The sequence below is a fragment of the Kribbella voronezhensis genome, from assembly GCF_004365175.1.
Taxonomy (GTDB): Bacteria; Actinomycetota; Actinomycetes; order Propionibacteriales; family Kribbellaceae; genus Kribbella; species Kribbella voronezhensis.
In genome coordinates, this window is the sequence record NZ_SOCE01000001.1 from 3162952 (window position 1) to 3179572 (window position 16621).

The 16621-nt window shown below is 68.7% G+C and carries 19 protein-coding genes; 13 read left to right on the plus strand and 6 right to left on the minus strand.

The window, feature by feature from the left end:
- The first annotated feature begins 143 nt into the window (after window positions 1-143).
- Entirely contained in the window at window positions 144-656 is a 513-nt protein-coding gene (locus EV138_RS14375; protein WP_133979453.1) for a hypothetical protein, read from the plus strand.
- Window positions 657-805: 149 nt separating this feature from the next.
- On the opposite strand, the gene EV138_RS14380 is transcribed toward EV138_RS14375, so the two are convergent.
- Window positions 806-1804, minus strand: a complete 999-nt coding sequence (locus EV138_RS14380; RefSeq protein ID WP_238158136.1) for a winged helix-turn-helix domain-containing protein — start codon at window positions 1802-1804, stop codon at window positions 806-808.
- Window positions 1805-1943: 139 nt separating this feature from the next.
- Here EV138_RS14380 and EV138_RS14385 point away from each other — a divergent pair, with 139 nt between their 5' ends.
- Window positions 1944-2939: an SMP-30/gluconolactonase/LRE family protein gene (locus EV138_RS14385; RefSeq protein WP_238158137.1), complete on the plus strand. Its 996-nt coding sequence runs from the start codon at window positions 1944-1946 to the stop codon at window positions 2937-2939.
- A gap of 3 nt (window positions 2940-2942) precedes the next feature.
- Here the strand turns inward: EV138_RS14385 and EV138_RS14390 are convergent, their stop codons facing one another.
- Window positions 2943-3563 (minus strand): NAD(P)-dependent oxidoreductase, encoded by a 621-nt coding sequence (locus EV138_RS14390; RefSeq protein WP_133979454.1) that lies wholly within the window; start codon window positions 3561-3563, stop codon window positions 2943-2945.
- A gap of 79 nt (window positions 3564-3642) precedes the next feature.
- Between EV138_RS14390 and EV138_RS14395 the strand changes: the two genes are divergently transcribed.
- Window positions 3643-4017 (plus strand): winged helix-turn-helix transcriptional regulator, encoded by a 375-nt coding sequence (locus EV138_RS14395; protein ID WP_133979455.1) that lies wholly within the window; start codon window positions 3643-3645, stop codon window positions 4015-4017.
- A gap of 32 nt (window positions 4018-4049) precedes the next feature.
- Here EV138_RS14395 and EV138_RS37275 read toward each other — a convergent pair whose 3' ends face one another.
- On the minus strand, window positions 4050-4196 hold the full coding sequence (locus EV138_RS37275; RefSeq protein ID WP_166678592.1) for a hypothetical protein: 147 nt from the start codon (window positions 4194-4196) through the stop codon (window positions 4050-4052).
- 103 nt (window positions 4197-4299) lie between these two features.
- Here EV138_RS37275 and EV138_RS14400 point away from each other — a divergent pair, with 103 nt between their 5' ends.
- The 3 genes from EV138_RS14400 (at window position 4300) to acs (ending at window position 7400) form a co-directional block, all read left to right on the plus strand.
- Window positions 4300-4737: a MarR family winged helix-turn-helix transcriptional regulator gene (locus EV138_RS14400; RefSeq protein ID WP_202866714.1), complete on the plus strand. Its 438-nt coding sequence runs from the start codon at window positions 4300-4302 to the stop codon at window positions 4735-4737.
- 76 nt (window positions 4738-4813) lie between these two features.
- On the plus strand, window positions 4814-5236 hold the full coding sequence (locus EV138_RS14405) for a hypothetical protein (protein ID WP_133979456.1): 423 nt from the start codon (window positions 4814-4816) through the stop codon (window positions 5234-5236).
- Window positions 5237-5465: 229 nt separating this feature from the next.
- On the plus strand, window positions 5466-7400 hold the full coding sequence (gene acs / locus EV138_RS14410; protein WP_133981908.1) for an acetate--CoA ligase: 1935 nt from the start codon (window positions 5466-5468) through the stop codon (window positions 7398-7400).
- A gap of 166 nt (window positions 7401-7566) precedes the next feature.
- On the opposite strand, the gene EV138_RS14415 is transcribed toward acs, so the two are convergent.
- Together EV138_RS14415 and EV138_RS14420 are read right to left on the minus strand one after the other, a co-directional pair.
- Entirely contained in the window at window positions 7567-8388 is an 822-nt protein-coding gene (locus EV138_RS14415; RefSeq protein WP_133979457.1) for a hypothetical protein, read from the minus strand.
- Between the two features lie 10 nt (window positions 8389-8398).
- The gene (locus EV138_RS14420) at window positions 8399-9817 is read right to left on the minus strand and encodes a hypothetical protein (RefSeq protein ID WP_238158138.1); all 1419 of its coding nucleotides are present in this window, start codon (window positions 9815-9817) and stop codon (window positions 8399-8401) included.
- 141 nt (window positions 9818-9958) lie between these two features.
- Between EV138_RS14420 and EV138_RS14425 the strand changes: the two genes are divergently transcribed.
- Window positions 9959-10399 carry a hypothetical protein gene (locus tag EV138_RS14425; protein ID WP_133979458.1) on the plus strand — a complete coding sequence of 147 codons (441 nt, stop codon included), beginning with the start codon at window positions 9959-9961 and terminating at the stop codon, window positions 10397-10399.
- Between the two features lie 57 nt (window positions 10400-10456).
- A complete protein-coding gene (locus EV138_RS14430) occupies window positions 10457-11125 on the plus strand; it encodes a sugar isomerase domain-containing protein (protein WP_133979459.1) in 669 nt (222 codons plus the stop codon).
- Window positions 11126-11140: 15 nt separating this feature from the next.
- Here EV138_RS14430 and EV138_RS14435 read toward each other — a convergent pair whose 3' ends face one another.
- Window positions 11141-11899, minus strand: a complete 759-nt coding sequence (locus EV138_RS14435) for a GntR family transcriptional regulator (protein ID WP_133979460.1) — start codon at window positions 11897-11899, stop codon at window positions 11141-11143.
- 333 nt (window positions 11900-12232) lie between these two features.
- Here EV138_RS14435 and nhaA point away from each other — a divergent pair, with 333 nt between their 5' ends.
- From nhaA to EV138_RS14460, 5 genes are all read left to right on the plus strand, one after another.
- The gene (gene nhaA / locus EV138_RS14440; protein WP_133979461.1) at window positions 12233-13450 is read left to right on the plus strand and encodes a Na+/H+ antiporter NhaA; all 1218 of its coding nucleotides are present in this window, start codon (window positions 12233-12235) and stop codon (window positions 13448-13450) included.
- Between the two features lie 56 nt (window positions 13451-13506).
- The gene (locus EV138_RS14445) at window positions 13507-13905 is read left to right on the plus strand and encodes a phage holin family protein (protein ID WP_369410787.1); all 399 of its coding nucleotides are present in this window, start codon (window positions 13507-13509) and stop codon (window positions 13903-13905) included.
- 110 nt (window positions 13906-14015) lie between these two features.
- On the plus strand, window positions 14016-14813 hold the full coding sequence (locus EV138_RS14450) for an alpha/beta fold hydrolase (protein WP_238158422.1): 798 nt from the start codon (window positions 14016-14018) through the stop codon (window positions 14811-14813).
- Between the two features lie 36 nt (window positions 14814-14849).
- On the plus strand, window positions 14850-15419 hold the full coding sequence (locus EV138_RS14455) for a YbhB/YbcL family Raf kinase inhibitor-like protein (RefSeq protein WP_133979464.1): 570 nt from the start codon (window positions 14850-14852) through the stop codon (window positions 15417-15419).
- A gap of 37 nt (window positions 15420-15456) precedes the next feature.
- The gene (locus EV138_RS14460; protein ID WP_133979465.1) at window positions 15457-16596 is read left to right on the plus strand and encodes a hypothetical protein; all 1140 of its coding nucleotides are present in this window, start codon (window positions 15457-15459) and stop codon (window positions 16594-16596) included.
- Window positions 16597-16621: the final 25 nt, after the last annotated feature.

Sequence of the window (16621 nt, forward strand, 5' to 3'; positions counted from 1 at the left end):
CAGACGGCGGCCGCCGGAGGTCCACCCCCTCCCGCGACCGCCGTCTTCATCTGCCCCGCCCTGGCCCCCAAATCCCCAACAAAACAACGCATCCCCCATGACACGGTTTCCCTTTGCATTCCGCGCTCCTGGGGGACCCACCAATGCCGATCCACGTCTTCGTCGACGAAACCAAGTCCAAAGGCCTCCTCATGGCCGCGGCCCGCTGTCCCGCCGACGACGTCGCCGTCAACCGCAAAGCCCTCCGTGCCCTCCTACTTCCAGGCCAGGAGCGCCTGCATTTCAACAACGAGAACCCGACCCGCAGGAAGAAGATCCTCGAGTTGATCGCCGGATTCCGAATGTTGGTAGACATCTACCAAACAGATCGCGCTACAGCGGCCAACCGGAGTCGGTGCCTTCAGGCGATAGTGCGAGACAACGCCGAGGTCGCTGAGCGACTGGTGATCGAACGGGACGAGCCGAACGTCGACAGCGATGGCCGCGCTCTCCGCGCAGCCAGCAGCGAGTTCGATTGCCGGAATCTGCGATGGGATCTACTGGCTCCCAAAGCGGATCCGTTGCTCTGGGTGCCGGACGGGGTCGCCTGGGCCTGGATGCGAGGCGGCGACTGGCGGCGCAGAGTGGCGGCGTACTGCGAACAACGGGAGCTATAAAGCGCGAGACCCGGCACGCCCACCGTCCGGTAGGCTTCCGGGTCCACTTCCGGAGGACTCTTGTCCCCAGGCATCGACAACTCTACCTGCTGAACTCTCGGAAGTCTGCTGGGCGGCCGGGGCAGATTGATCTGCCCCCGCATGCCCGCTCAGCGCGGTAGGTGGGTGATGTGGCGGGTTGGGGTGGGGGTGGTCAGGAGGGGGTGGGCGGCGGGGGTGAGGGAGTGGTGGGCTGTGCCGGCGGTGCGGTGAGTGGTGATGAGGCCGGCGTTGCGGAGTACTCGGGCGTGTTCGCTGGCGGATGCCAGGGAGATGCCGGTGCGGCGGGCCAGTTGGGTGGTGCTGGCCGAGGCGGTGAGGGCACGGAGTACGGCGGCTCTGGTGCGGCCGAGTAGGTCGGCAAGCGCGTCTGTGGTGTCGTCGGTTTCGTCGGCGACCGGGAGTTCGGCGCAGGGGTAGACGAGGACGGGTCGGCGATGAGGGAGGTCGAGGACCAGGCACTCGGCGGTGAACGGCGACGGGTAGAGCTGGAGGCCGCGGCCGTCCAGGTGAGCGTCGTAGCGGCGCCCCTCGTCCAGTCCGTACGTCGTCAGTGTCGGGGCGTCCCAGGTGATGTCGGGATGCAGGCTGCCGAGCAGTTCGTCGATACCGCCGTGCAACAGCGACCGCGAGCGGATCGCCAGGTCGGCACCGTGGCGGCGCTCGAGTTCCGCTGCTCCGGGAGCGAGTACGTGCTGATGAAAATCCCGTACCGCGTTGCCGAGGGCGCGCCGTGATCCCGCGCGACCGGCCAGCAGACCCTGCATGAACTGATCGGTTTCAGCCGGCAGCCAAGGCCCGAGCTCGTCCTGCACCAGCTCCGTCGGCGCATCCATCAACACTTCGAGCGCCGCGTCCAGTCCCGGCGAGGAGACCTCAGGCGTCAGGAAGTCCGGGAACTGTCCGCCCGGTGCGATCAGCTTGAACAGCGGCCGCATCGACGGCCGGATCAGCGGTACCGCCTGACGCCGCCAGCGTCGCGCGACCGGCGGGATCGCCCGGTCCCCCAGCGCACGCGCGGCCAGCGCCGCCTCCCACAGCGGCTCCGGCTCGACCGGGAACGTGATCCGGGCGAGATCGGCAGGCGTGAAGTGGATCCGGATGATCACCCGCCCGATTCTGCCCGCCGAGAGGCCGCACCGACAGACCACCCGGGCCGGCTCAAGAACTGAGGAGCTACGAATTGAGCGCTTCGGGTGTGGCCGAAACCGGTCGAGGTGGCCGGCCCGTCGCGTCGACGCTGGTGCGATGAAGCCTCGACGCATCGCGACCGCCGCCGCCCTCAGTGCCGCCATCGCCGTAGCTGTCCAACCCCCAGCCGCCCAGGCCGGCCATCCCCACCGCCCCAGCACGTACGTCGTTTCCACCGTCCCCGGCGATACCCCAGAAGGCATCGCCGTCACCAGCAGCGGCACGATGTACGTCACCAGCGTCGGCACCGGCGCCGTCTACCGCGGCTCGACCAGGCAGCCGAATCTCCGCCCCTGGCTCCCAGCCGGCAGCGACGGCCGTACCTCGGCGACAGGCATCCACGTCGACCGCTGGGGCCGGGTCCTCATCGCGGGCGCCAGCACGTCGAAGCTCTACCTGTACGACGCCCTCGGCCGGCTCCTCGCCGTACGAGCGGCTCAGGAAGGCTCGTTCCTCAACGACTTCGCCATCACTGCCGATGCCGTCTACGTCACCGACTCGGCGCACAACCAGGTCTGGCGAGCCCCTCTCACCGCCCGCGGCCTGGGCGAACTGAAACCCTGGCTGACCCGCGACAAGATCCAGCCCACGCCGTACTTCCTCAACGGCATCGTCACCGACGGCCGTACCCTCCTCGTCGGCGAGCAGGGCCAGGACGTCACCTACCGGATCGACCTGCGCTCCCGCCAGGTCAGCACCCTCACCATCACCGGCGCGAACGGCATCCTCTCCGGCGACGGCTACCTCCTCGAAGGCAGCCGCCTGTACGCCGTCTACAACGCCGGCGGCGGGAAGTACGTCACCCGCCTCGCCTGGCTCAACCGCGACTGGACCGCGGCCCGCATCCTCGCCGACTCCCAGCCCGCCGCGGCCGACACCACTCCCACCACGTTGGCGAGAGATGCCGGCCGCCTGCTGTGGGTGAACAGTCAGCTCGACGCGGCGCCGGGCACCCCGCCGTACACGGTCTCCGTCGTTCCCGAACTCCAGACCGCCACCAAACCGGCCGAAGATGTTGCCTGCAGCAAGAATCTGTGCTCGGTCGGTTGGTGAGCGCTACGAACCGACCCCGAGCTTTCCCCGGTGATGCGCGGGCCGGTCGATCTCGTCGAGCAGCGCGATTGCGAAGTCGGCGTAGGAGATGAGGTTGGTCGCGTCGGCCGGCAGTACGCGGTAGTTGCCGGTGCGGGCCGGGTTCACGTGGTTGAAGTCGCCGGCTGGGGCGATTGACACCCAGTCCAGTGCGGAAACACCGAAAACGTTTGCCGCGGCTGCGTGGGCCAGGTAGAAGGAGCGGTACTCCTGTGGGTAGGACGGGGTGTCCATCAGCAGTGCCCCGGATTCGGTAGGCAGGATCGAAGCCAGACCGACCCAGAGCAGCCGCGGTACGTCGGCCTTGGTCAGCCCGTCGACCAGCGACCCGGCGGCCGAGGTGAAGAACGCGGCCGGATCGGTGCCGGCCCCGTCGTACACGGCCGCGACGACCGCATCGTGGCCCTTGCTCAGTCGCTCCACGTCGGCGGCCGACGTCACATCACCCGCGACCAACCCCGGCAGGTCGGCGTACCGGCTGGGATCGCGGACGACCGCGGTCACCTCATGGCCGCGACTCCGCGCTTCCTCGACGACGGCACGCCCTGCTCTGCCGCCTGCTCCGAAGACCAGCACCCTGCTCATCTGAACCTCCTCGAACGGTTGGTGCTGCGACCGTAGGCGGCGCCCTGGTTACCGATCGGATACTCGCTAGGCTGGTCAGATGGAGCCGTTGCGCGCGGACATGTTCGAAGAGATCTGCCCGTCGACCCTGAATCCGATCCGGTTCGGCGGCGACAAGTGGGCCGGCCTGGTGATCCGCTGCCTCGAGGACGGCCCCCGCCGGTACTCCGAACTCCGCGTCCCCTTGCACCGGGTGACCGCGAAGGTGCTCACCCGGTCACTACGCCTGCTCGAACGCGACGGCCTGATCCGCCGCACGGAGTACGCCACCCCGGTGCGCCGCGTCGAATACGCCCTGACACCTCTCGGCCGCAGCATGCTCGATCCTCTGCGGGTCGCCTGCGAATGGACGGCCGACCACTGGGACGAACTCCTCGACGCGCGCGAGTCGACCGCAGCGGCAGGAAACGAGTAGGCCGCGCTCTCCCCCTCAGAGCGCGACCCGGCTCACCAGCGCGGCTGGGGAAGGAACTGGGTCCTGGTACGGCGTACGCGGCGTTCGCGGGCGTGGACGCGGCGGCGCGCGGCACGGGAAATTCGGCGCTTCGGCTCCGGTGCCGGTTGCGCGGCGACCGGCTCGGTCTGCTGGTACATCGTGGCTCCTTCCTCGAACGGCAACGAGGCTGGGATGCACGAGATGGTCGATCGGTTCCCGCCGATCGGGATCGTGGGGAGCGCCAACGACTAGGGTGAGGGCGTGGACGAGAAGACGCCAAGCGTGTTGTTGACGACGCCGAGTTGGTTGCTCACCCAGACCGCGATGCATGCGCAGCGGATCGTCGCCGAAGCGTTCGCCGCCGAGAACTCCCGGGGCTATCACTTCCGGCTGCTCGCCACCTTGACGGAGTTCGGCCCGTCCAGCCAGGCCGCGCTCGGGCGGCACACCGGGATCGATCGCAGCGACATCGTGGCCACGGTCAACGAACTCGTGGCGGCCGGCTACGTCGAGCGTTCGCCCGATCCCGCTGACGGCCGCCGCAACATCATCACCCTCACCACCGCGGGTAAGCGCCGTCACCGGCACCTCGGCGAGCTGGTCGAGACCGTCCAGGACGAGATCTTCGCGCCGCTGTCCGCCGGCGAACGAGCGACGCTAGCCGGCCTGCTCGCCAAGGTCCTCGCGCATCACAGCTGAGCAATCCTGCTAAGTCATTGGCGTGGCCAACGAATATCTGTATTGTTGGCGTCACCAACGATTTGAGGAGAACCCCATGACCCTGACCTTCGGCCCGCAGCTGGTCGGCCAGACCGAGAAGACCCTGCAAGCACTTCTGCGCCAGGCCCTCGACGGCACCGGCCTCGACGAGCGGCTCTGGGTCACGCTTCGGCTCGCCAACCAGCCGGACGACTCAACGCTTCGCGCTCGCGTCGCGGACCTGGCGCAGTTCGGCGACGCCGACAGGCTCGTCACCACCTTGGAGCAACGAGAGCTCGTCGCGAACGACGCCCCGACCGCCGCCGGACAGGCACTGCTGGACAGCGTCCTCGCCAGATCGGCGGAACTGAGCGGCCCGATCTGGACCGACATCCCCAACGCCGACGCCGCCGCTCAGGCCCTGACCGAACTCCTCACCCGAGCCCGAGCCGCCCTGGCCCGCACCGCTCGCGCCCGTCCGGCCGAGACATCCGACTGACCGGCCCCGCGGCTTGCTCCCCGTGCACCGGTAAGTCATGTGACGCCGTTCACGAATGGACCCGTTCGGCGCAGATCGGGGGCGACTGGGCGACGCACCAGTACCACGGCTGGTCCGGCATTGGTAGAAAGGGGATCGGGCGCGCTTCCGGCGTACCGACAGCTTTCAACGAGGAGTCCGCGACGTGACCAGTTCAGAGTCCCCCCAGTCCGAGGCCCTGTCGAACCTGATGCACGAGGAGCGCCGCTTCGAGCCACCGGCCGACCTGGCCGCGAACGCGAACGTCAAGGCGGACGCGTACGACGCCGCCGCGGCCGACTTCGAGGGGTTCTGGGCAGAGCAGGCCAAGCGGCTGACCTGGGCGGTCGAGCCGACCGAGACCCTCGACTGGAGCAACCCGCCGTTCGCCAAGTGGTACGCCGACGGCAAGCTCAACGCGGCGTACAACTGCGTCGACCGGCACGTGGAGAACGGCCTCGGCGACAAGGTCGCGTACTACTTCGAGGGTGAGCCCGGCGACACCCGCGAGATCACCTACGCCCAGCTCAAGGACGAGGTCAGCAAGGCCGCCAACGCGCTGCTCGAGCTGAACGTCAAGGCCGGCGACGTGGTCGCCATCTACATGCCGATGATTCCCGAGACCGTCGTCGCGATGCTCGCCTGCGCGCGGATCGGCGCTCCGCACACCGTCATCTTCGGCGGCTTCTCGGCCGACGCGCTGAAGGGCCGGATCCTCGACTGCGACGCGCGCGTGGTGATCACCTCCGACGGCGGGTACCGCCGCGGCGCCCCGGCCGCGCTGAAGCCGGCTGTGGACACCGCGCTGGAGGACTGCCCCGACGTACGGAACGTGCTCGTGGTGAAGCGCACCGGCCAGGAGACCGCGATGGTGGACGGTCGCGACCTGTGGTGGGAGGACTTCGTCGCGAAGCAGTCGACCGAGCACAAGCCCGAGGCGTTCGACGCCGAACACCCGCTGTACGTCATGTACACCTCTGGGAGCACGGGCAAGCCGAAGGGCATCCTGCACACGACCGGCGGCTACCTGGTGGGTACGTCGTACACGCAGTGGGCCGTCTTCGACCTCAAGCCCGACACCGACGTCTACTGGACCGCGGCCGACATCGGCTGGGTCACCGGCCACAGCTACATCGTGTACGGCGCGCTCGCCAACGCGACCACGTCGGTGCTCTACGAAGGCACCCCGGACACCCCGCACCAGGGCCGCTGGTGGGAGATCATCCAGAAGTACAAGGTCTCCATCCTGTACTGCGCGCCGACGGCGATCCGGACGTTCATGAAGTGGGGCAAGGAGATCCCGGCGAAGTTCGATCTCTCGACGCTGCGCGTGATCGGGTCGGTCGGTGAGCCGATCAACCCGGAGGCGTACATCTGGTACCGGGAGAACATCGGCGGCAACAAGGCGCCGGTCGTCGACACCTGGTGGCAGACCGAGACCGGGATGCACATGATCTCCCCGCTGCCGGGTGTCACCGCGGGCAAGCCGGGCGCGGCCATGAAGGCGATCCCCGGTGTCAGCGTCGACGTGGTCGACGACGCCGGCAAGTCGGTGCCGGACGGCTCCGGCGGCTACCTGATCATCGACAAGCCGTGGCCGGCCATGCTGCGCACGCTGTGGGGCGACGACGAGCGCTACAAGGACACATACTGGTCGCGCTTTCCGGGTGTGTACTTCGCCGGTGACGGCGCCAAGAAGGACGAGGACGGCGACATCTGGCTGCTCGGCCGGGTGGACGACGTGATGAACGTGTCCGGTCACCGGCTCTCCACCACCGAGATCGAGTCGGCTCTCGTCTCGCACCCGAAGGTGGCCGAGGCGGCCGTCGTCGGCGCGTCCGATCCGACCACGGGTCAGGCGATCGCGGCCTTCGTGATCCTGCGCTCCGAAGCAGGCGACGGCGGACCGGACGTGGTCCAGGAACTCCGCAACCACGTCGCCAAGGAAATCGGACCGATCGCCAAACCGCGCCAGATCATGGTCGTCGCCGAACTCCCCAAGACCCGCTCCGGCAAGATCATGCGCCGCCTCCTCCGCGACGTCGCCGAAAAGCGCGAGGTAGGCGACGTCACCACCCTCGCCGACTCCACAGTCATGGACCTCATCAAGACCAACCTCGAATCCGGCAAGTCGGACGAGGACTGACGTTTCTGGAGCCGCGTGGGAACCTCCCCACGCGGCTCCTTCGTCGCACGAGATGAGGTCACCCGCGAGGTGCGTCACCTCGTGGGTGGGCCGGCTTCGGTCGGAGCTGACCACGTATAGCAATCAGCCTGTACGCCGACCGCTCGGCGTACAGGCTGGTTGTGGGTCAGTAGCGGACGATGCCTTGCGAGCTTGTCTTGTTGCCGTCCCAGTCGCCGACTACCGGGAGGTCGCCGGTGTCGCCGTAGCGGATGGATTCTGTGGTTTCGGTGGGGTCGATACCGCTGACCCGGAAGTAGAAGGTGGCGTTGGCGGGGTTGAAGAGACCTGGTTCGTCGCGGCCGTCGCCGTTCCAGTCGCCGATGAGCGGCTTCCAGTACGGGTCGCCGTAGTGGATCGAGCGGGTGGTGCCGTCGGGTAGGCGGAGGTCGAACGTGGCGGCCGAGGCCCGGTAGACGCCGACGTCGGTGACGCCGTCGCCGTTCCAGTCGCCGGTCAACGGCAGCTGGTACGGCGTACCGAAGGTGACGCTGGTCGTACTTCTATCGGCCGCGCGCTTGGTGAAGGTGCCGGTCGACGGTGTGTAGGCGCCGACCTCGTCGGTGCCGTCGCCGTTCCAGTCGCCGACGAGCGGACGGTCACCAACGTTGCCGAAGGCAATGGTGACCTGGCCGACGCCGCCGGTGAACGAGTTGGTGAGGAAGAACTTGCGCTCGTCAGGGCTGTACGCCGCCGGGCTGTCACCGCCGGCGCCGTCCCAGTTGCCGGCCAGTGGGACCATCGGAGTGTTGCCGTAGGCAAAGGCCGGGATGGTCGCGGTTCCCGAGGTCCTGCTGTTCGACAAATACCAGGTGAACGTGCAGATCGCGGCAGCCTTCTCCGGCTTCGCAGCGACGTGCGAGAAAACATTGGGCGCGGCGATCACGGCAGCGGCGACTGCGCCCGCGACGCCGGCGGTGATCATCTGACTGAAGAGTTGAGTACGCATCTCGTCCCCCTTACGCGTCGAGCCGGTAGAGGGCCGCGGCCCCGGGCGCCAGAGTGGCGACGACCTTGGTCCGGTCCGCCTGCGCGACGTACGCGCGGGTCGCCGGGTCGAAGAGCGAGACCTTGGTGACAGTTGCCTGGTTCAACGTCACCGTCGTGGTCGCGCTGGTGTTGTATTGACGATTGGCGACCAACAGCCATCGGGTGCGAGCTGCATCGGTAGGCCGGAACCGTCCGAGCACGGCCGCGCTTCCCGACGTACCGCTCAGATAGCTGTCCGGTGTGAACCCGGCCGCGCCTGCCGGTGGCGTCTCGTTGGCGTGCACTGCCAACTCGGAGACCAGCGGTTTGAGTTCGACCCCGACCTGGCTGAGCCAGCTGGTGTTGATGGTCTTGGCGGCCGTGTAGAGCGGGGTGAGTGTCCCGTCGGCCGTGGTCAGCGCGCGGCCGAAGCCTTCGCCGCGGGCCGGATCGGGCTGCCAGTAGGTGAAGTACTGAATGCCCTTGCAGCCGTAGGCAAGGCTCGTGTTGATCTGCCAGAGCAACTCGGCGGCGGTCGGGAACCGATGGCCGTTGTACTCGACGCTCTGCACGAACGTCCAGGTCGGGATGTTCGCGCGCAGACCCTCGGAGCGGATGATGGCCCAGTTCGCGAAGTACTGCGTGTCCTCACCCGACGTCAGCAGCGGATACCGGTCGAACGACAGCATCGGCGGATGCACCGTGTCGACGAACTGCCGCACGAAGCTCTGGTACCCGCTGCCACTGCCAGGCACGAGGTTCGAGTACGGCGTGTAGTCCGGCGCCACCTCGCGTGCCACGGCGAATGCCTTCGCCAGCGAGGGAAAGCGGCCGGCCGGCGGCTCGTCGCCGAGGCTGAACCCGGCGAACGAACCGAAACCGCGATACCGGTTCAGCGCATCGGTCGCCAGCTTGCGCGCGTCCGCGGTCGTGATCGACATCGGCACCGACCGGTCGTCGCTGATCGTGAAGCGCGAAGCGAGGTTCTGTACGTCGGGGTCGCTGGCCACCAGCACCTTCAGGCCGACCTGGTCTGCGATCGCCAGCGACTGGCTCAGGATCGCCGAGTCGTCGACGTAGTTGCCGGTGATCAGGAAGGTGAACCCGGCTTCGCGCATCTGGGCGTACCGCTCGACCGTGGTCGCATAGGGATGCGGCGGCCAGTACAAGCCGATCGGGAACTCGGCGCCGCCGACCAGCGGCAGGTCGGCGCAGGACGCGCTCACCGCGGCGGGCGCCTGCGCCGAGGCCGGTGCGGCGGCCGCGTCGGATCCGTCGGTCAGCCGGCGGGCGAACGGGACGGGCGCTGCCGCGAGGGCTCCGATGACGGCGCCCCGCAGTACCGCCCGCCGGCCCACCCCCTGGGCGGCTCGCACACCGTGGAACGGCGATCGATCAGGAATCATCATGCTCCCTCTCTGTCTGGTCACGACGGTCACCAGAACAACTCACCCGCTGACACAGGGCAATGCCTTTCGGCCAGAACGAGTGAACGGTCCCCGGCCAGTTCCGGACACCTGATGAACACTGCGGGCGTTAGGCTGCGCGGCATGACCGTCCTGCTGGTGATCGTGCATGCCGGGTTGGCCGCGGCCTGGGTGGGCGGGATGGCGTATTCGCTGTTCGTCGTCCAGCCGAAGCTGAAGAAGTTCTTCGGCGCCGACGAGGAGGGTCGCGAGGCCCTCACCGCAGTGATTGCCTCAGGCAACCGTTACAAGGTGCTCGGGCTGATCGCCGCGATCGCGCTGACCGGCATCGCCCTGCTCCTGCTGGACCACGACCACTGGTGGATCCACCTGGTCAAGGCCGTCCTGCTGCTGACCGCGACCACCATCTTCTGGTACGTCTCCTGGCGCCACTGGCCGCGCCGCGTCTTCGCCACCGCCGCCGAGCGCCCCGCCCTCCAACGCCAGCTCTACCTCCTCGCCGGCACCATGCTCACCCTCACCGCCACCGCCTTCGCCCTCGGCATCACCGCCGGCCACCTCTGAGGATTGGTCTACTCGGGTTCCTCTCGCTTCAGGGGCCAAGGTGGCTAGGGTGCGGGGATGGGTGGTGCGGAGCGGTTTCTGAGTGGGGCGTTGGAGTTGGCGGCGAAGGCGGCTTCGTCGCAGCTGGACGCCGTACGGGAAGCGGCCGCGCTGGTGGCCGATGCGGTGGTGGAGGGCAAGCAGTTCTGGGTGTTCGGGACCGGGCACAGTCATCTGATCGCCGAGGAGCTGTACGGGCGTGCCGGTGGGCTGGCCGACGTACGGGCTGTGCTCGAGCCGGGCGTGATGCTGCACGAAGGGCTGCTCAAGAGTTCGCTGCTGGAGCGGCTCGGTGGGCTCGCGGACGTGTTGCTGGAGATCCATGACGTGCAGGCCGGCGACGTCGTGCTGATCGCGTCGAACTCCGGGCGCAACGCCGTACCGGTCGAGTTCGCGATCGGTGCGCGGAAGGCCGGTGCGAAGGTGATCGCGGTGACGTCGCTGGCGCACAGTACTGCGGTCAGTTCACGAGCGCCCAGTGGTCAACGGTTGTTCGAGGTCGCCGACGTGGTGATCGACAACTGCGGTGTGCCGGGCGATGCGTTGATCGACGTGGCCGGCACCCGGACCGGCCCGACCTCGACGCTTGTCGGCGCGCTGCTGGCGCAGGCGCTGGTGGTCGAGGTGGTCACCGTTCTGACCGATCGCGGTCAGGCGCCGAACGTGCTCCGCAGCCTGAACGCCTGATACTTGATCACGCGCTCACGTGGCGCGATAGGCGACGGTGATGTCGTAGCGGTCCGACCGGTAGATCGACCGGCCGAACTCGATCACCTCGCCGGACGCGGTCCGGGGCGCCGATGTGATCAGCAGGCACGGAACCGTGGGCTCGATGCCGAGCAGTTCGGAGTCGGCCTGGTCCGGCGGCGCGGCCACGATCGACGCCGACACCATGCCGAGGGTGACTCCCCAGCGGCTCGACAACGAGTCGTAGAGCGAGAGCTCGCCCAGGTCGAGCTCCTCCAGCCCTGGGTAGCGCCGCAGGGAAAGCGCGGTCCGCTCGACGGCCATCGGCTCACCGTCGGCGGTACGCAGCCGCACGAGGTGCAGGACGGGCGTACCGACCGGCTCCTCCAGCTCGCGGGCGAGGTCCTCGTCGGCGGTGGCGACGCGGTGCTCCAGCACCTTGGCGCCGGGCGTGATGCCGCGGGCCCGCATGTCCTGGCTGAACGAGGAGGTGAGCATCCGGGCCGGTCGCGGCTCAGCCACGAAAGTGCCGCCGCCGGGACGACGGGCGGCGAGGCCCTCGGCCACTACCCGGTCCACTTCCTGCCGCACGGTCATCCGGGCGACCCCGAAGCGCTCGGCCAGCACGCGCTCCGACGGCAGCACGGTACCGGCCGCCAAACTGCGGGTGAGGGTCTGCAGGATCTCGCGGATCTGGTCACCCTTCGGCCGGTCCGCGCGGAGCTCCGTGGGGAGTTCGGCGAGGTCACCGGGGTTGTTCCTTGGGCGGGCCATGAGGTCAGTATCCCTGGGAATCTGCCCGGCAAACCGGTTGCCGGGGATCGCGTGCGGCTGGGTGATCGAGACTGTTCACAAATCTGAACCGTTCAGCCCGACACTACTGTCCAGCTCCCCAGCACGGCCAGTGACCATTCTGGCCCTCGGGGCCGGTTCTGACGACAGGACCCGCGGAAAAGTTGCTCTCCGGACAGAATCTCACCAGCCGTGCCTGAGCAGCCGCTGACGGTCAGCGCCAAGACCCGGTAGAGTCTCGGGAGAGCTTCGGCTCGGTGTGCCGGGAAGTCTGGTCGGCGATGTTTCCGACGACCCCGAGCGAAGGGTGCCGTGATGAGCCCCGTCAACCGTCTCCTCCAGAAGCGCCGCGTGTTCCCGCGGGTCCTCGCGAGCGAACGGGCGTTCCTGGCCGGCACGCTGCGCGCCGAGACCACCGGCGGCCTGCTGCTGCTCGGCGCGGCCGTGATCGCGCTGATCTGGGCGAACTCGCCCTGGCAGGACAGCTACCACCACCTGCGCGAGGCCCAGCTCGGCCCGTTGACGGTCGAGGCCTGGGCGGCCGACGGCGCGCTCGCCCTGTTCTTCTACCTGGCCGGCGTCGAGCTCAAGCGCGAACTCGTGGTCGGCACCCTTTCGCGCTTGAGCGAGGCGGTCGTCCCGGTGGTCGCGGCCGTCGCCGGAATGGTGCTGCCGGCAATCATCTACCTGATCGTCAACCTGACCTCGTCGGCCGGCCGGCCGTCGGGCTGGGCGGTGCCGACGGCAACGGACATCGCCTTCGCCCTGGCCGTGCTGGCGATCGTGGGCTCCTCACTGCCGAGCGCGTTGCGGGCCTTCCTGCTGACGCTGGCCGTCGTCGACGACTTCGGCGCGATCCTGATCATCGCGGTGTTCTTCTCGCACGGTTTCCACCTGCTGGCGCTGCTCGCGGCGGTCGCCCTGATCGCGGTGTTCGCCCTGCTGCAGCGGTTCAGGATCCGTACGCCGTTCCTGTACGTGCCGGTCGCCTTGGGTGCCTGGTGGTTCATGCACGAGTCCGGGGTCCACGCCACGATCGCCGGAGTCGCGCTGGGGCTGGCGACCCGCGTGGTGCCCGACCCGGCCGAGAAGAAGTCGCCGGCCGAGCGGGTGGAGCACCGGCTGCGCCCGTGGTCTGCCGGCCTCGCGGTACCGGTGTTCGCGCTCTTCGCCGCAGGGGTCACGTTGAACGGCAACGCCGTACGGACGATGCTGACCGATCCGGTGGCGATCGGCGTGGTCGCCGGGTTGGTGGCCGGCAAGGCGCTCGGTGTGTTCGGCGGCTCCTGGCTGACGGCCCGGTTCACCCGGGCCGAGCTGAACTCCGACCTCGCCTGGCGCGATGTGGCCGCTGTCTCGGTGCTGGCCGGGATCGGGTTCACCGTCGCGCTGCTGATCGCGCAGCTCGCCTTCGGCGACGACACCGCCCAGATCGAGCGGGCGAAGGCGGCGGTGCTGATCGCTTCGCTGCTCGCCGCATTGCTCGCCGCAGCGCTGTTGTTCCGCCGCAACCGCGCGTACGCCGAGGATTGAGCCGGGGGTACCCGCTAGGGTCGGGACACGGACCCTTGGGAAGGAGTGCCATGTCGATGGGGCAGAACGAGGATGAGCCCACGATCGGGCAGCTCGTCGCCGATGCCAGCCGGGATCTGTCCAGCCTGGTCCGCAGCGAGCTGGAGCTGGCCAAGACCGAGCTGAAGAAGACCGCGATCGCCGCCGGAACGGGCGCGGGCCTGTTCGGCGCCGCCGGCTTCCTGGCCCTGCTCGCGATCATCCTGCTGTCCATCGCCGCGGCGTACGGCGTGAGCGCGCTCGGGCTGCACCCGGCGCTGTCGTTCCTGATCGTTGCCGTCGTCTACCTGTTGATCGGGGCCGCGCTGGTGCTGGTCGGCAAGCGGCTGATCGGCAAGGCGAAGGGACCCGAGCGCGCGATCGAGACCTCGAAGGAGTCGGTCGAGGCGCTCAAGTCGATCGGCAAGGGCGACTGAGCCCGGCCGGCGTCTCGGATCTGCTGGTCGACGGACCCTGGTCGCATTCGCTGGTCGCAGCCAACGGGGCCAGGTTCCACGTCGCCGAATGCGGCGCCGCTGACGATCCCCTGGTCCTGTTCCTGCACGGCTTCCCGGAATTCTGGTGGGCGTGGCGCCACCAGCTGCCCACCGTCGCCGCGGCCGGCTACCGCGCTGTCGCGATGGACCTGCGCGGGTACGGCGCCAGTGACAAGACTCCCCGTGGCTACGATCCCTTCACCGCCGCAGCCGACGTCTCGGGCGTCATCAGGTCGCTGGGCGCAACCGATGCGGTCGTTGTCGGCCACGGATGGGGCGGCTTCGTCGGTTGGTCGACCGCCGTACTCGCACCGCGGCAAGTGCGAGCACTGGCGGCAGTGTCGGCCCCCCACCCACTGATGCTGCTGCGGTCGGGGCAGCCGCGAGCTGTCGCCCGGGCCGGCTGGTTCCAGCTCCCGATCCTGCCCGAGCGCCGGTTGCTCGCACAGGGCGGCATCCACATCGAAGAGCTGCTCCGAGACCTGTCCGCTCCCGGCGGCGACTTCCCTGACGCCGAGGCGTCCCGGCGATACCGAGCGGCTCTCCAGGTCTGGCCGGCGCCGCACTGCGCTCTCGAGTACCACCGGTGGTTCGCCCGATCCCGTCTGCGGTCCGACGGTCGCCGGTACTCAGCACAGATGCGTACGCCGATCGCAGTGCCCGTGCTCCAGGTGCACGGGGCCAAGGACGGCGCCGTTGCCGCCACGAGCACCCAGACCCCGGCTGCGCTGATCACCGGGCCGCTGCGCCACGAAGTACTGACTGGTGCTGGACATTTCCCGCACGAGGAGGACCCAGCTCTCTTCACCCGCCTGCTCCTCGACTGGCTCGATGTCCCCGAGCGGTAATCACACTGACCGTCGGTCCGCCGCTAGCTTTGAGGAGTGAATCGCAAAGCGCTTGCTGTCGGTGTCCTGCTGCTCGGGCTGGCCGGCTGCTCGAAAGACCCGAAGACCGACGGCGGCCATCCACCGGCCGTCGCCGACAACGGGCAGTTCGCCGTACTGGCCGGTGACGGCTTCCACTCGGACGGCAGCTTCGATCCGCGGATGACCTGCGACGGCTCGGGTGACTACTCGCCCCCGCTGGTCTTCCGGCATGTCCCGGCCGGTACCGCGGAACTGCTGCTGTCGATGGTCGACGACGACAAGACCAGCCCACAAGGCGATCCGCTGATCCACTGGGTGCAGTGGAAGATCCCCGCCACCGCGACCGGGCTGGCCGAGCACACCGAGCCGCCCGGAGCCCGCGAAGCCCTCAGCGACCTGGGCGAAGCGACGTACAACGGCCCTTGCCCGCCGGCCGGCCAGACGCACCACTACCGCTTCACGTTGCTCGCGCTGTCCAAGCCGATCGACCTGCCGAACGGTACGGCGGCTCGCAAGGTACTGGAGGCCGCCGAGCCACTCGTGACGTCGACCGCTGACTTCGTCGCCACCTACAAGCGCAGCTGAGAACTGCTGCACCGGTCGGCTGCCTAGACTCGGCGGAGTGACTGGCACCAGGTTCCGGCTCGGCTGGGAGATGCGGCTCGATCAACTGACGCTGGCGATCGACCTGGCGTTGCTCGGGCTGGGGCTGGCGCTGACCGGGGCACTCGTGCACTGGCACGGCTGGCTCGCGCACACGTTCGGCATTCTGCTGATCGTCATCGGCGCAGTCCTCTGCCTGGTCGACGGTGTCCGGCTCCTCGGCTGGCGAACCTTGATCTGGCCCCGATCGCTGCGGCTGGACGAGCAGGGGATCTCCGACGACACCAAGAAGGGTCGCGGCTTCCGCGTCGACTGGGCCGACCTCAAAGCCCTCGGCGTGATCGACGACTCCGCTCGTCCCGGCCTGCTGCTGGTGTTCTTTCCCCAGACACGCAGACCGGACCTGAGCCCGTACGCCGGGTTCGCGCCCGCCGATTGGCCACAGCCGGTCGCGTCGCCGATCCCCCGGCGTACCGGCGTCGTCGAGGCGATCGTCGCCGGTACGCCCGCGAACTGGCAGAAACACGAAAACGGTCCCGGCTGGGCTGCCCTGATCGTCGCGCCCGGTGAACGAGCCGAAGCGATCCCGTCGCCGCGGCCGGCGAGACCGCAGCAGCGGATCGACGTGGGCACGGAGCTCGCCTGGCAGGCGCTGGTCGGCGGGGCGCTGGCCGGCCTCCTCGGCGTACTGGCCTATCTCGCCGCGTTCGACGTCCTCGCCGCGACCGGGGCGACCGCGACCTTCCTCTTGGTCGGCACGCCGTTCCTGTTGATCGGACTGGCGACGCTGCTGAGCATTCCGGTCGTCGTACGCCGCCGGTGGGTCGTGATCGACGAGGAGGCCTTCACCTGGGCCGATCCGGCCGGGACCTCGTTCACGATCGGGTGGAACGAGTTGGCGAGTGCCTCCCTCGAGATCGTGACCGTCCCGTCGGCATCACTCAGCCGGCATGCCGTCCACCTCTGTCTGGTGCCGGCGGACGAAACCGAGTTCGCCGCTCGCCATCCTGAGCTGTCGAGGAACGACGGTCGCTATGTACTGCGGCTGGGTGATGTCGTCGGACCGGCCAAGGCCATCGCGGCCGCCTGCCAGAACTCCGCACCCAGCGGCCTCTGGCAAGGCGTCGCCGAGCGCACGGGAACGCTCGGCATCACTTGATCAGCGCGATCGTCTGCGGGGTCGC